General features: G+C 68.3%; 14 protein-coding genes and 1 tRNA gene. 11 read left to right on the forward strand and 4 right to left on the reverse strand.

The features are described 5' to 3' along the window. Positions 1–199 precede the first annotated feature (199 nt). Entirely contained in the window at positions 200–814 is a 615-nt protein-coding gene (locus EP7_RS10350) for a hypothetical protein (RefSeq protein ID WP_463527776.1), read from the reverse strand. Positions 815–1161: 347 nt separating this feature from the next. Between EP7_RS10350 and EP7_RS10355 the strand changes: the two genes are divergently transcribed. The 3 genes from EP7_RS10355 to EP7_RS10365 all read left to right on the forward strand — a co-directional run bounded on the left by EP7_RS10355 (position 1162) and on the right by EP7_RS10365 (position 2652). Next, positions 1162–1683: a hypothetical protein gene (locus EP7_RS10355; RefSeq protein WP_463527777.1), complete on the forward strand. Its 522-nt coding sequence runs from the start codon at positions 1162–1164 to the stop codon at positions 1681–1683. A gap of 53 nt (positions 1684–1736) precedes the next feature. Continuing rightward, the gene (locus tag EP7_RS10360; protein WP_463527778.1) at positions 1737–2198 is read left to right on the forward strand and encodes a hypothetical protein; all 462 of its coding nucleotides are present in this window, start codon (positions 1737–1739) and stop codon (positions 2196–2198) included. 175 nt (positions 2199–2373) lie between these two features. Further along, positions 2374–2652: a hypothetical protein gene (locus tag EP7_RS10365; protein WP_463527779.1), complete on the forward strand. Its 279-nt coding sequence runs from the start codon at positions 2374–2376 to the stop codon at positions 2650–2652. Here the strand turns inward: EP7_RS10365 and EP7_RS10370 are convergent. The 3 genes from EP7_RS10370 to EP7_RS10380 form a co-directional block, all read right to left on the reverse strand. Then, positions 2588–3985: a tyrosine-type recombinase/integrase gene (locus EP7_RS10370; protein WP_463527780.1), complete on the reverse strand. Its 1398-nt coding sequence runs from the start codon at positions 3983–3985 to the stop codon at positions 2588–2590. The two genes, EP7_RS10365 and EP7_RS10370, sit on opposite strands and share 65 nt — an antisense overlap. Positions 3986–4094: 109 nt before the next feature. Beyond that, positions 4095–4180: transfer RNA gene (locus EP7_RS10375), tRNA-Leu, on the reverse strand. Between the two features lie 135 nt (positions 4181–4315). After that, on the reverse strand, positions 4316–4657 hold the full coding sequence (locus EP7_RS10380) for an ArsR/SmtB family transcription factor (RefSeq protein ID WP_463527781.1): 342 nt from the start codon (positions 4655–4657) through the stop codon (positions 4316–4318). A gap of 237 nt (positions 4658–4894) precedes the next feature. On the opposite strand from EP7_RS10380, the gene EP7_RS10385 reads away from it, so the two are divergent. The 8 genes from EP7_RS10385 to EP7_RS10420 all read left to right on the forward strand — a co-directional run bounded on the left by EP7_RS10385 (position 4895) and on the right by EP7_RS10420 (position 13626). After that, positions 4895–5968 carry an alkene reductase gene (locus EP7_RS10385; protein WP_463527782.1) on the forward strand — a complete coding sequence of 358 codons (1074 nt, stop codon included), beginning with the start codon at positions 4895–4897 and terminating at the stop codon, positions 5966–5968. Positions 5969–6013: 45 nt separating this feature from the next. Then, the gene (locus tag EP7_RS10390; protein WP_463527783.1) at positions 6014–7045 is read left to right on the forward strand and encodes an aldo/keto reductase; all 1032 of its coding nucleotides are present in this window, start codon (positions 6014–6016) and stop codon (positions 7043–7045) included. A gap of 180 nt (positions 7046–7225) precedes the next feature. Beyond that, complete coding sequence (locus tag EP7_RS10395; protein WP_463527784.1) at positions 7226–8368, forward strand: alkaline phosphatase family protein; 1143 nt, start codon at positions 7226–7228, stop codon at positions 8366–8368. A 333-nt stretch (positions 8369–8701) separates the two neighbouring features. Further along, positions 8702–9562: an STAS domain-containing protein gene (locus tag EP7_RS10400; protein WP_463527785.1), complete on the forward strand. Its 861-nt coding sequence runs from the start codon at positions 8702–8704 to the stop codon at positions 9560–9562. Between the two features lie 34 nt (positions 9563–9596). After that, the gene (locus tag EP7_RS10405) at positions 9597–9992 is read left to right on the forward strand and encodes an STAS domain-containing protein (RefSeq protein ID WP_463527786.1); all 396 of its coding nucleotides are present in this window, start codon (positions 9597–9599) and stop codon (positions 9990–9992) included. Further along, positions 9973–10377 carry an ATP-binding protein gene (locus EP7_RS10410; RefSeq protein WP_463527787.1) on the forward strand — a complete coding sequence of 135 codons (405 nt, stop codon included), beginning with the start codon at positions 9973–9975 and terminating at the stop codon, positions 10375–10377. Before EP7_RS10405 ends, EP7_RS10410 begins: the two co-directional genes overlap by 20 nt. Beyond that, on the forward strand, positions 10352–11401 hold the full coding sequence (locus EP7_RS10415; protein WP_463527788.1) for an ATP-binding SpoIIE family protein phosphatase: 1050 nt from the start codon (positions 10352–10354) through the stop codon (positions 11399–11401). Before EP7_RS10410 ends, EP7_RS10415 begins: the two co-directional genes overlap by 26 nt. Next, complete coding sequence (locus tag EP7_RS10420; RefSeq protein WP_463527789.1) at positions 11398–13626, forward strand: ATP-binding protein; 2229 nt, start codon at positions 11398–11400, stop codon at positions 13624–13626. The genes EP7_RS10415 and EP7_RS10420 overlap by 4 nt, the downstream gene beginning before the upstream one ends. Positions 13627–13632 lie beyond the last annotated feature (6 nt).

Raw genomic sequence — 13632 nt, forward strand, 5'->3', positions numbered from 1 at the left:
CCGATAAATCAATTGCTTAATTAACTGTACGATCCTCGCGGCCCCCCTGCAATCTCAAGCGTCGCCGAAGCCGTGGCCATGCGTTGGCGGGATCGGGCAATTCTGGTCTGGGGCCGTTTCGAGGGGACACACCGATTCATTCGCCGCCGCCGCCCCAATTGGGTGGTCAAGCAGACCCTATCACCTGGGATGTCCTCGATCACCCGTGCTTCTTGAACTTCTCGGGCTGACGCGAGACAGCACCGGAGCCTACCTCCAAATCCTCGACTCCGTCGCGGAAGAAACGATTCCTCGGCGGTTGCGTGGCGCCACCCGCCTGACTCACCTGGCCCGCCTCCCTGGCCCTCTGATCGGCCCGCGCATCCAGGAGGCTCTCGACGGCCTTCTCCGCCCCGAGCTGGCCCGCGAGCTTGAGGAGCACCCAGACATCGACGCCCATCGCCTCTCGGTACGCAGCGAACTTCGCGGCCTCGTCCGGCGACTGGGCCGCCACGGTCGTAGGCTCCGCCCTCGCGGCGACCCGGCTCACCGGCGTCACGACCTCGGAATCGCGATCCAGCAGCGACTCCAGGTCGATCCCCAGGACCCTGGCGGCAAAGTAGCAGGGGATCAGGCTCGGCTCCGTCGTGCCCGCGAACCAGGCGGACATGCTGGCCGTGGTGATCCGGCCGCCCATCGCCCGGATCCGCTGGACGAACTCGGTCTGTGACCACCCGCGGGCTGCCACCAGCCCCTTGAGCCGGAGCCCGACGTAGGAGTGCTCGACCTCTTTCGACGCGGGCCGTATGCGTCGCTTCTTGCCTTCGCTGCTCATACCTCGCCTCGTTGCGGTCAGGATTCGACGTGCGTACCGTCGGCTGAACACCATGGGAACTGATTTGGATAGCTGAAGCAAGGGGTCCGGCCGCGTTTTAGCCGCCCTATCCCCTCTCGGGCGGCCTAATCGCACCATCGATTGCCACCCGATTCCCGCGGTCGAATGAGCACGAGTTCGATTTCGAAAATTAGGCTTACCTTCAAGAAAAGTGGCCACGCTCACGTTTACTTCGCATTGGCAAGATGAGACACTATTCACTAATCCGAAAATTTGACGCAAATTATTCGGCTCTCTTTGGGGCGGCCCCTCACCCGACCACCCCCCACCATCGCCGGAGATGAGCCGTGGCTTCAGCCCTCGACCAAATCGCCGCTCAGGCCACCTCGTCCGCCCTCCCGGCTGGGTGGTTGCCGCTGGACGATCTGCCGGAAGCCCGGCTTGGCGGCCCCGACCTCTTCGATGAGTCGGAGTACGTCATCCGACGCGGGATCCCGATCCTCGACGTCCACCGTCACGACGACAAAGGGACCGTCGATCGCGGGCTGCTGGAGCTGATCGCGGCGAACTCGAACGCGCGGTCGGCCCGCGGCGACTACGCCCTGATCTTCGTCGGCAACATCGACCCGGACCTCCCCGAGATGGCGCAGCCCCCCATCGTCGGCTACATCTCTGAGTTCACCGTCGGCCTGTATGACGGTCGCCCCTGCCTGCTGGCGGACTTCCACTACATGAAGGCGAAATTCGACCTGGCGATGAGCTTCCGCACCGATCCATCGAGCGGGCCTACGGGGAACTCCCCCAGTCGAACTTCATCTCGGCCGTGGCGCTGCTGCGGTTCCGCCCCGAGCGGTCCCTGGGGCTCATGACCTACTCCCGATCCGACACCCCGACCCCCCGGACTTCCCATCAGGAGAGAACCATGACCGCAACCGCCATCCCAGACGCCGATGTCCGCCTGACCGCCCGGAACGCCAGCCTCGATTCGCAGGCGGCCAAGCTCGAAGCCCAGGCGGCGAAGCTCGCCGCGCTCAAACTCAGGATGGACCGGGACGAGCGAGGCGCCGAACTCAAGGCGATGGCCAGGCAGGGCATCAGGCTGGACGTGCCCGCGGAGCTGGCCCGATGCGAGCGGATGACGGACATCCAGTATTCGTCCCACGTGGCGTCGATCCGCAAGAACTACGCCCGCTCGCCCCAGCCCGTCGCCACCGTTCCCATTGGGTGGTCGGGGTCGCCGGCGACGATGAATGAGATCAGCCGTCAGGCGACCGACGAGGCGAAGGGGATCTATCGCTACGCCCGCGACAACAAGATCGGGCCGGGTCGGTTCGCCGACGCCGTGGCAGGATATCGGGCCGAGCAGGCGAAGACGATCAGCTGACGCGGCCGGGCCGGTCGCTGCCCTGCGGATGAACCAAGGGAAGCAACCGGCCCGAACGTCTCACGCCGTCCGCCCATCAGGCGGAGACTCCGGCCCTCGCGGGCCATCGACAACCCAAAAGGGCGGCTAGCCCTGCTTGGCAAAGCAACTTGGCGATCAACCTGGAGCCGGGAACATGAGCGACGAAGAGCTGAAGGATCGACTTGAGAGGATCGAGCGGTCGTTGGCGATGCTGGTTGAGCGCGAGACGATCAAGGATTTCTACGACATCGAGGAATTCGCCCGGCTCGTCGGCAAGGCCGAGTTCACCGTGCGTGAGTGGGCCCGGCTGGGGCGGATCCACGCCGAGAAGCGGCAGTCGGGCAGGGGGGCGTATGCGGAGTGGGTGGTCAGCCATCCGGAGCTCCTCCGCTACCGGCAGCACGGCCTGCTTCCCCGGCTCGTGGGGGCGTGACCGGTCGATCCAATGACCCCTGCCCGAAGACCGAGGCGACCGCCTGCGTCTTCAGGGCCGGGGTCAGATGACGATACCGTCTCTGCATCTCCGGGCTGGTGTGACCGACGATGTCGTCGATGATCCGCTGGTCGATCCCGGCGGCGGCCAGGCACGAGATCATCGAGTGCCGCAACGTGTGCAGCCCCTTCAGGACCTCCCACTTCGACCCCTTGACGGTCGTGCGGAAGTGCGACTGGCTCTCGTCGGTCGTCAGCGACGAGGGCGCCACCTCGCCACGTCGCTCGACAGTTGCGCCCCGGCCCATCAGGGACGATGGTCTGTCTTCGCCGCTCTTGTGGCCGGTCGTCCGGCTCCGCTTCTTGCTCCGCTCGACCTCCGCTGCGTGACAGAACAGCGTCGGGCCCCCGGGGTGGACCTTCAGCCATTCGCGCAGGGCCTCGGACAGCAGGGGGGTCAGCGGGGCGCGGCGGGTCGAGCGTTTCCCCTTGAGTCGCTTCTTCTCGCGGATTGTCACCCCGCCACCCTCGAAATCGACGTCCGCCACCCGCATGGCCAGCAGCTCCGACCTCCGGGCCCCCGTGTGGGCGGCCATGCAGAACAGCGGGTAGATCCAGGTGTGCCGGGCATTCTCTCGAACGTAAGCCAGCAACTCGGCGATCTCATGAGTCCTCAGATAGAGCGCCTCCCAGAGGGCGTCCACTTCATCGGGCGTCTGGCTGCCCGCCGCCACCTGCCGCTCGATCTCCTCGCGGGTCTGGTAGGGGGGCAGCTCGTCCTCCTTCGGGTAGATCAGCCCCTTGTTGGGGTACTCGCCGGTCAGCTCGCCCACGTCCATCGCCCAGTGCCAGGCGGTCCGCAGCGTGGTGACCTCCTTGCGGATCGTGGTGGCCGAGATCCCGAGCTTGGCCCGCCGCGCGATGTGCCGCTGGAGGTCCGACTGCGTCAGCTCGGCCAGCAGGAGGGACTCGCCGAGCGTGGCCACCAGGTGCTTGAAGTGGATGCGGCCCGTCTTGATGGTGCTCGCCTCCCGCCCCTCGCCCCGCGCGGCCAGGGACCGGTCGCGGAGCTTCCCCAGGGTGAGGGCCCTGGCAACAGTCTTGGCAACATCGCCCTCGGGCGGCCTGCCGTCGAACTGGAGGAAGGCGACGATGTCCACGCCGGGCGGCAGGTCGATGAGCCGCTGCTTGAGTCGGAGGAGCAGGTAATCGACGTAGGCGGCCTTGGCCTTCGCCTCCTCGGGGGAGACCTTGCCGATGAGGACGAAGTGCTGCTTGCCGCGGAAGCGGAAGATGAAGCGGAAGGTGCCGTTACGATCTTGGAGGCTGGCCACGGGATGTCCCCAATGCCACCGCAATCGTGTTGCCAATTTGTTGCCAGACCGGCATTTGGCGCATGAATAAGGGGTCACGCCTTTCGACGTAACCCCTTTCGCTGCATAGTGCCGGAGACAGGACTTGAACCTGCACGGGAATAAATTCCCTCTAGCCCCTCAAGCTAGCGCGTCTGCCAATTCCGCCACTCCGGCTTGTCGAACAGGGACTGGACTGCGGGGACGCATCTCGTTGAGGAGGCGAGATGCTCATTCGGGACGAGTTAGAGATTAGACGATCAGGGGGTCGCAAGGCAAGATCATCGGCGAAAAGTTCGGCGGGATTCGGGATCAGGCGGGGGGCTTGGCTTTGCGGTGGGCGTGGAGGATCGCGTCGAGGAGGCCGGGGAAGTGGGCGGAGAGCTCTTCTCGGCGGAGGTGACTGGTCAGCTCGACCCCCCGGCGCTCGCAGCGGATCAGGCCCGACTCGCGGAGGATCTGGTAGTGCTGCGAGCAAGTGGACTTGGGCAGCGGCACACCCACACGGCTCACCGTCTCGGAGCAGTTCAGGCCCGACTCGCTGCGGCTCAGCTCGAAGACGATCGCCAGCCGCGTCGGGTCCGCCAGCGCGTGGAGCAGGTCCGCGACCGTGACCCGGTCCATCTCGGGGTGCCGCAGCGGCTTGGATGCCATCGGGGGGATGCCTCGACTGGACGTACGATCGGGCCGGACCGGTCGCCGCGCACGCGGCAGGCTCCGTCGAAGGGACCTCTTAGCCCGGCCAGGTGAACGGAGGCGGCGGGCGACGTTCCCTTGTTCTGAACTAAGGAACCTTATACCATGCTCAGGGCCCAGCGGGACACCCCAAGTAGCTTGCCCTCGGGTCGCCGAGCAGCTCTCACGTCCCGATTCCAGCGCGAGGATTCGCCGATGTCCAGACTTTCGGAGCCGGTTCAGATCGGCGAGTTCCGCCTGCCGAACCGCGTGGTCATGGCCCCCTTGACGCGGGCCAGGGCGGGGGCGGAGCGGATTCCCAATGCGCTGATGGCCGAGTATTACAGGCAGCGGGCCACGGCCGGCCTGATTCTCAGCGAGGCCACGTCGGTCACGCCGATGGGCGTCGGGTATGCCGACACGCCGGGGATCTGGTCGGACGAGCAGGTTGAGGGGTGGAAGCTCATCACCGAGGCCGTGCACGAGGCAGGGGGCCTGATCCTGCTCCAGCTCTGGCACGTCGGCCGCATCTCCGACCCGATGTTCCTGGACGGCCAGCTCCCGGTGGCCCCCAGCGCCATCGCCGCGAAGGGGCACGTCAGCCTGGTCCGGCCGATCAAGCCGTTCGTCACCCCCAGGGCGCTGGATCGCGACGAGATCCCGGGGGTGCTGGCGGCCTATCGCAAGGGGGCCGAGAACGCCCAGAAGGCGGGCTTCGACGGCGTCGAGCTGCACGGAGCCAACGGCTACCTGCTCGACCAGTTCCTCCAGGACGGCTCGAACACGCGAACCGACGACTACGGCGGGCCGATCGAGAACCGGGCGAGGCTGATGCTCGAGGCCGTCGACGCGGCCGTTGAGGTCTGGGGGCCGGGGCGGGTCGGCTTGCACCTGGCACCCCGGGGCGACATGCACGGGACGGGCGATTCCAACCTGGCGGCGACGTTCGGGTTTGTCGCCCGCGAGGCCGGCCGGCGTAAGATCGCGTTCCTCTGCTCCCGCGAGGCGCTGGGGCCCGACCGGCTGGGTCCGGCCCTGAAGGCGGCGTTCGGCGGGGCTTACATCGCCAACGAAGGCTTCACTCCCGAGGCCGCCGAGCGGGTCATCGAGGCGGGCGAGGCCGACGCAGTGGCCTTCGGCAAGCTGTTCATCGCCAATCCCGACCTTCCCGAGCGGCTGTTCAAGGGGACTCCGCTCAACGAGCCGATCCCCACCACGTTCTACGCGCCTGGGCCGGTCGGTTATATAGATTACCCCGCGTTGGGGCAGTCCGTTGGCGTCGCCTCCTGAGGCGTGCTGCGATCCTGGACGATTCTCGAGGGGAGATCGCGCGACGTGGAATACAGACAACTTGGCGGGTCGGGCTTCAAGGTGCCCGAGCTGACCTTCGGCACGGCGACCTTCGGCGGCGGCACCGACTTCTTCAAGGCCTGGGGATCGAGCGACGCGGCGGGCGCCACGAAGCTCGTCGACATCTGCCTCGACGCCGGCCTGACGATGTTCGACACGGCCGACATCTACTCCTACGGCAAGGCCGAGGAGATCCTGGGCGCGGCAATCAAGGGGCGGCGTGACAAGGTCCTGATCTCCACCAAGGGGACGTTCCGGCACGGCGAAGGGCCGAACGACGCGGGCTCGTCCAGGTACCACATCACCCGGGCCGTCGAGGGGAGCCTGAAGCGGCTGGGCACCGACCACATCGAGCTGTACCAGCTGCATGGGTTCGACGCGCTGACCCCGCCCGAGGAGATCCTGGGTACGCTCGATGACCTGGTCCGCGCCGGCAAAATTCTCTACGTCGGCGTGTCCAACTTCTCGGGCTGGCAGCTGATGAAGTCGCTGGCCGTGGCCGAGAAGTACAACCTGCCGCGGTACGTGGCCAACCAGACGTACTACTCGCTGATCGGCCGCGACTACGAGTGGGAGCTGATGCCGCTGGGGCTCGACCAGAAGCTGGGGGCCTTGGTCTGGAGCCCGCTGGGATGGGGACGGCTCACCGGCAAGATCCGCCGCGGCCAGCCGCTGCCGGAGACCAGCCGCCTGAAGAACCAGGCGGTCATCGACAACGGGCCGCCGCTGGAAGACGAGTACGTCTACAAGGTGGTCGACGCACTTGACGAGGTGGCCAAGGAGACGGGCAAGAACGTCCCGCAGGTCGCCCTGAACTGGCTCCTGCGGCGGCCGACCGTCTCGTCGCTGATCATCGGCGCCCGCGACGAGGAGCAGCTCAGGCAGAACCTGGGCGCGGTGGGCTGGTCGCTCACCCCCGAGCAGGTGGCCAAGCTCGACGCCGCCAGCGTCACCAAGATGGCCTATCCCTACTGGCATCAGGAAGGCTACCGCGAGCGTAACCCCGCCCCGGTCTGAACCGCATGCGAGCCCGGCCGGCCTGCGGAGGGCCGACCCGCCGGCCGGGCGTCGCCAGTATTGAGCGTTCAGGGCACGCGCCAGGGGACTTGCGGCCTGGTAAAATGGCGGGACGTCGGACGGGCCCACGGGCCGGTCCCTCCACGCTCCGCGCCCGCCACACCGACCGAGACTGCAACGGTGACCTACTCCCGATCCGCATCGTCGATGGCCCTCGCCCTGACCCTCGGGCTCGCGGCCTTCTGCTCCACGCCCGCGGCCGCCGCCGAGCCCAAGCCGGCCGCCAACGCGGTGCTCGTCACCGCCGACGGCCTGCGCTGGCAGGAAGTCTTCCGGGGGGCCGACGAGGCCCTGATCAACAAGGAAGACGGGGGCGTCGTCGACGTCAAGGAGGTGAGGCGCAAGTTCTGGCGCGACACGCCGGAGGCCAGGCGCGAGGCCCTGATGCCGTTCTTCTGGTCGACCATCGCGGGCCAGGGGCAGCTCTTCGGCAACGACGACAAGAAGAGCCCGGCGCATGTCACCAACGGGATGCACTTCTCCTACCCGGGCTACAACGAGCTGCTCACCGGGTCGGCCGACCCTCGCATCGACACCAATGACAAGGTCCTCAACCCGAACGTCAGCGTCCTGGAATGGCTCAACGGCAAGCCCGAGTTCCGCGGCAAGGTGACCGCGGCGGGCTCGTGGGACCTCTTCCCCTACATCCTCAACGCGGGCCGCAGCGGCCTGCCGGTCAACGCGGGCTGGGAGCCGATCGCGGGCGACTCGCTGGACGAGACGCAGAAGACCCTGAACCTGATGATGGGCCGGGTCAGGCGCGACTGGCACGACTGCCGAGATGACGCCTTCACGTTCCCGGTGGCCCTGGACCAGATCGCCCGCCTTAAGCCGAGGGTGGCCTACATCAGCTACGGCGACACCGACGAGCACGCGCACCAAGGGCGCTATGACCTCTACCTGGACGCCATCCACGAGTTCGACGCGGACATGAAGCAGCTCTGGGAAGAGCTCCAGGGCAAGCCCCACTATGCGGGCTCGACCTCGCTGCTGATGACGACCGACCACGGCCGCGGCGACGCCCCCAAGGGCTGGCGCGACCACGGGTCGAAGACGCCCAAGTCGGAGAAGATCTGGGTGGTGGGGCTCGGGCCGCTGACTCCCCCCCTGGGCGAGCGCCGGGATGTGCCGGCGGTGACCCAGAGCCAGATCGCCTCGACCGTCGCGGCGCTGGTGGGCGAGGACTACCGCGCGGCCGCGCCGAAGGCCGCGCCGCCGATCGCCGACCTGGTGCGCGGGGGCGGGGCTAACGCTTCCCGCTGACCGGACAAATCCCCCCTCCGCGGAACCCGGTGGGGGGGGATTGTCGGCCGGGTCCTGATATTCTAAGCTGATAGCCGTCTCGCCCGAGCGATCGAGCGTCATCTCGCATTGCCACTCGCCAGATCTGGCGAGTCCGGCCCAAAGCCCACTCCTGATCTCCGCCGAGGCCGCCGGCCGACGCTGCCCTGCGTGATTGCGGGCGGGGCCGGGGCATTGTGGTTGAGAGGCGTCCCAGGGCCGTCGTCCACCTTCGCCGGGGCGGGTCTTCAATTCTGGGCGAGGACGCCGACCATGTCGGGTCGGCTCTCGCCGGTTGTCGTCGGAGGTAGCGGAATGGTCTCCAGTGCCAAGAGCCGGATCCCCGAGATCGTGCGGAAGCACGCGGATTCGCTGATCGAGGAGTGGATCAAGGGGCAACTGGCCGGGGGCCGGATCAACGAGGCGGAGCTGCGGCAGCAGTGCCGGACCTTCCTCGGGCAGTTGCTCGAAGGGACCGAGGCGGGGGGCGACTTCGAGGACGTCTCCGGCCAAGCCTGGGACGGGATGCGCGAGCTGCTCGCGGAGGTCTCCGAGTCCAGGAGCCTGAAGGGGTTCAGCCCGTCGGAGACGGCGACGTTCGTCTTCTCGTTCAAGCGCCCCTTCTTCACCCGGCTGAGGCGCGAGCTGGCCAAGGACTCCGACGTGCTGGCCGAGGAGACCTGGCGGGCCACAACCCTGCTCGACCAGCTCGGCCTGTTCACCACCGAGGCATACCAGACGACGCGCGAGGCGGTGATCAACCGCCAGCAGCAGGAGATGCTCGAGCTGTCGACGCCCGTGGTGAAGCTCTGGGACGGCATCCTGGCCTTGCCGATCATCGGCACCCTGGACAGCGCCCGGACTCAGGTCGTGATGGAGACGCTGCTCCAGACGATCGTGGCCCACTCGGCGGAGATCGCCATCATCGACATCACCGGGGTTCCGACGGTGGACACCCTGGTGGCGCAGCACCTGATCAAGACGGTGACGGCGGCCCGCCTGATGGGGGCCGACTGCATCATCAGCGGGATCAGGCCGCAGATCGCGCAGACGATCGTCCACCTTGGCGTCGACCTGACCGGCGTGACGACCAAGGCCACGATGGCCGACGCGCTGAGCCTGGCACTGAAGCGTCGCGGACTCTCGGTCAGCCGTGCCGCCGCCGCAGCCAAATGACGAATCGGCCGGGATAATGGGGGGAGCACTCTCGGTGGAACGGATCCCGATCCTGCGGATGGGCAACCTGCTGCTCGTGACCATCCAGGTTGACATGCACGACCGCCTGGCCCTGACGCTCCAGGACGACCTGATGGCCAGCATCAGCGTCAACGGGGCCAGGGGTGTGATCATCGACATCTCGGCGATGGACATGGTCGACTCATTTATCGGTCGGATGATCGCCGACATCGCCGGGATGGCCCGGATCCTCGACGCCGAGACGGTGGTGGTGGGGATGCAGCCTGCGGTGGCGATCACGCTGGTCGAGCTGGGGCTCTCGCTCGACGGCGTGCGGACCGCGCTCGACCTCGAACGGGGGATGACGTACCTGCGGGAGGCGCTCGCGGTCGACGAGCCGGAGGCCGCCGATGGCGTCGGTGAAGACTGAAACGCTGCCGATCGTCGCCGAGTCGGACGTCGTCCTGGTCCGGCATCTGGTGCGGAAGTGGGCCTCCGAGCTGAGCCTGAGCCTGGTGGAGCTGACCAAGGTCGTCACCGCGGCCAGCGAGTTGGCGCGGAATGTGCTTGTCCATGGCGGCGGGGGTCGGATGCGGGCCGAGATGCTCCAGGAGGGGCTCCGACGTGGATTGCGGCTCCATTTCGAGGACGAGGGCAAGGGCATTGCCGACCTCGAACTGGCCCTGCGCGACGGGTACACCACCGGCGGCGGCCTGGGCCTCGGCCTGGGCGGGTCGAAGCGGCTGGTCAGCGACTTCCAGATCGTTTCCCGGGTCGGCGAGGGGACTCGTGTTACGATCACCAAATGGAAGTGAGCTCTGTCCCTCCTGGGGCATCGAGGTCACAGAGTCGAGCCAGGTGGGCGAGGCCAGGCGCAGGGCCTCGGCCATGGCGGCCAACCTCGGCTTCAGCCCGACGGGGCAGGGGCAGGTGGCCCTGGCCGCGACCGAGGCGGGCACCAACCTGATCAAGCACGCCGGCGGCGGCCGGCTGCTACTCTGCCCCATCGACGACGGCGAGGGGTACGTGGCGCTGGACCTGCTGGCGCTGGACAAGGGGCCCGGCATGGCCGACCCCGACCGCTGCCTGCGCGACGGGTTCTCGACGGCCGGGACGCCGGGGACTGGCCTGGGGGCGATCGCGCGGCTCTCCGACTCGTTCGAGCTGTCGTCGGCCCCCGGCCTGGGCACGGCTCTGCGGGCCCGGTTCCGGCCGGAGCGGTCGAGGCCCGAATCGCCGACGCAGTCCTCCCCTCGGCTGGAGATCGGCGCGGTACACGTGCCCAAGCCGCCGGAGATCGCCTGCGGCGACGCCTGGGCGGTCGAGCACGGCCCGACGTCGAGCCGGATCCTGGTGGTCGACGGCCTGGGCCACGGCCCGCTGGCCGCCGACGCCTCGCATGCGGCCGTTCGGGCCTTCCGCCAGTCTCCCTGGGTGCCGCTGCCCGACCTGATCTGGGCGCTGCACGCGGCCCTGCGAAGCACGCGCGGGGCGGCCCTGGCCGTCGCCGAGCTGGACCTCGAGGCGGGGCTGCTGCGATACGCGGGGGTGGGCAACATCGCCGGCACCATCTTCCTGAACAGCACGTCGCACGGGCTGGTCTCGCACAACGGGACGGCCGGGCACGAGGTTCGCAAGGTCCAGGTGTTCGAGTACCCGTTCGCGCCCGGCTCGCTGCTGGTGATGCACTCCGACGGGCTCTCAATCCCCAGGCGGCTGGACCAGATGCCCGGCCTGGCGTCGCGGTCCTGCCCGTTGATTGCCGGTGTGCTGTACCGCGACCTCGGCAGAGGCCGCGACGACGCCACGGTGCTGGCCGTGCGGGGGGGACCGCCTTGAGATACCCGATCATGACGGTGGACGTCCGGCTGGAGCAGGACGTGGTCATGGCCCGTCAGAGAGCCAGGCAACTGGCCGGGATGCTCGGCTTCGACGCCGGCGACCAGACGAGGATCGCCACGGCCCTCTCGGAGATCGCTCGCAACGCCTTCCGCTATGCCGGCGGCGGCCGGGTGGAGTTCTCCGCCGAGGCGGGCGACACGCCGACGTTCCACATCAGGGTGGTCGACCGCGGCCCCGGCTTCGACCACGTCGGCCCCGTGCTGGACGGCACTTATCAGTCGACGACCGGGCTGGGCCTGGGCATCCCCGGCGCTCGCCGGCTGATGGGCCAGTTCCGGATCAGCTCGCAGGCGGGCTCGGGCACCACCGTCGAGATGTCCAAGCCCTTCCCACCCAAGGCACCCCTGCCTACCGCGGCGCAAGTCAACCGGGTCGTCGAGGAGATGACCAGGCGCGGCCCGCAAAGCCCGATCGAGGAACTCCAGCAGCAGAACCATGAGCTGCTGCGCACCCTGGATGAACTGCGGTCGCATCAGGATGAGTTGGCCAAGACCCACGCCGACCTGGTCGAGCATGAGGCCTCGCTGGGCCGCCTCAATCGCGAGCTGGAGGACACCAACCGGGGCGTGGTGGCCCTCTACGCCGAGCTGGACGAGAAGGCGGAGTTCTTGCGACGAGCGTCGCAGATGAAGTCGCGATTCCTGTCCAACATGGGCCACGAGTTCCGCACCCCCCTGAACGCGATCACGGGGCTCTCCGGCCTGCTGCTCGACCGGCTCGACGGCGAGCTCTCCGCCGAGCAGGAGAAGCAGGTCCGGCTGATCCGCGGCGCCTCCGAGGAGCTGACCGAGCTGGTCAATGACCTGCTGGACCTGGCCAAGGTCGAGGCCGGCAAGGTCGTCGTCCGGGCGCTCGAGTTCGACGCCGGCACGCTCTTCGCCGCGCTGCGGGGAATGCTCAAGCCGCTCCAGGCGAGCAACCCGGCGGTGGCCCTGGTCTTCGACGAGCCCGACGGGCCGCTGATGATGGAGACCGACGAGAGCAAGCTGGCGCAGATCCTGCGCAACTTCATCTCCAACGCATTGAAGTTCACCGAGCAGGGCGAGGTGCGGGTCTCGGCCCACGTGCAGCCCTGCGGCGACCTCGTCGAGTTCCGCGTGGCCGACACCGGCATCGGCATCGCCGCGCACGACTGCGAGCGGGTCTTCGAGGACTTCACCCAGGTCGAAGGGCCGCGGCAGAGGCACGTCAAGGGGACCGGGCTGGGCCTCCCCCTGGTCCGGCAGCTGGCCGGCCTGCTGGGGGGCCGGGTCGACCTGAAGAGCGAGCTCGGCGTTGGCTCGACCTTCTCGGCAACCCTGCCCAGGGTCTATCGAGGGCCGGCCGAGGTTTGCAGCGTGGCGGGCCCGGTGCCCGAGATCGACCCGTCGAGGCGGCCGGTGCTGCTCGTCGAGGACAACCCCGAGATGATCTTCATCTACGAGCGGTACCTGGACGGGACCCCCTATCAGGCCGTGCCCGCGCGGACGATCGCCGCGGCCAGGCACGCGCTGGACCGGTTCCGCGCGGCGGCGATTATCCTCGACGTGCTGCTCCAGGAGGAGAGCACCTGGAACTTCATGGACGAGCTGAAGCAGGACGAGTCGACCCGCGACATCCCCATCCTGGTGGTGACGCTGGTGGAGAACGAGGCCAAGGCCAGGTCGCTTGGAGCCGACGTCTTCCACACCAAGCCGATCGAGCGGACCTGGCTGCTGGAGCAGCTGACGCTCCTCGCCCCGGCCGTGGATAATCCGCCGGCGGAGGCCCCGACGCGGCCGACCGGCGGAGAATTGGCCCTCATCGTCGACGATAGCGAGGCGTCGCGGTATATGCTGAAGGAGCTGCTCCGCGGATCGGGCCTCGGCGACGAGCCGGCCGAGGCGGAAACCGGGGCCGAGGGGCTGAGGCTGGCCGGGCTGAGGCCGCCGGCGGTCGTCTTCCTCGACCTGGAGCTGCCCGACATGGGGGGCCTGGACGTGCTGAAGGCGCTCCGGGCCGCCGCGGCGACCCGGCACCTCCCGGTCATCATCCGCACGTCGAAGGTGCTGGATGGGGCCGAGCGGAATCGACTGATCGAGGCGGGGGCCGCGGCCGTCCTGTCGAAGCAGACGGCGTCGGTCGATGCGGTCCGGGCCGAGATCAATGACGCCCTCCGGGGCGTCGGGCTGGGGGCTCGGTAGCTGCCG

It is taken from the genome of Isosphaeraceae bacterium EP7 (genome assembly GCA_038400315.1).
Classification (GTDB): Bacteria; Planctomycetota; Planctomycetia; order Isosphaerales; family Isosphaeraceae; genus EP7.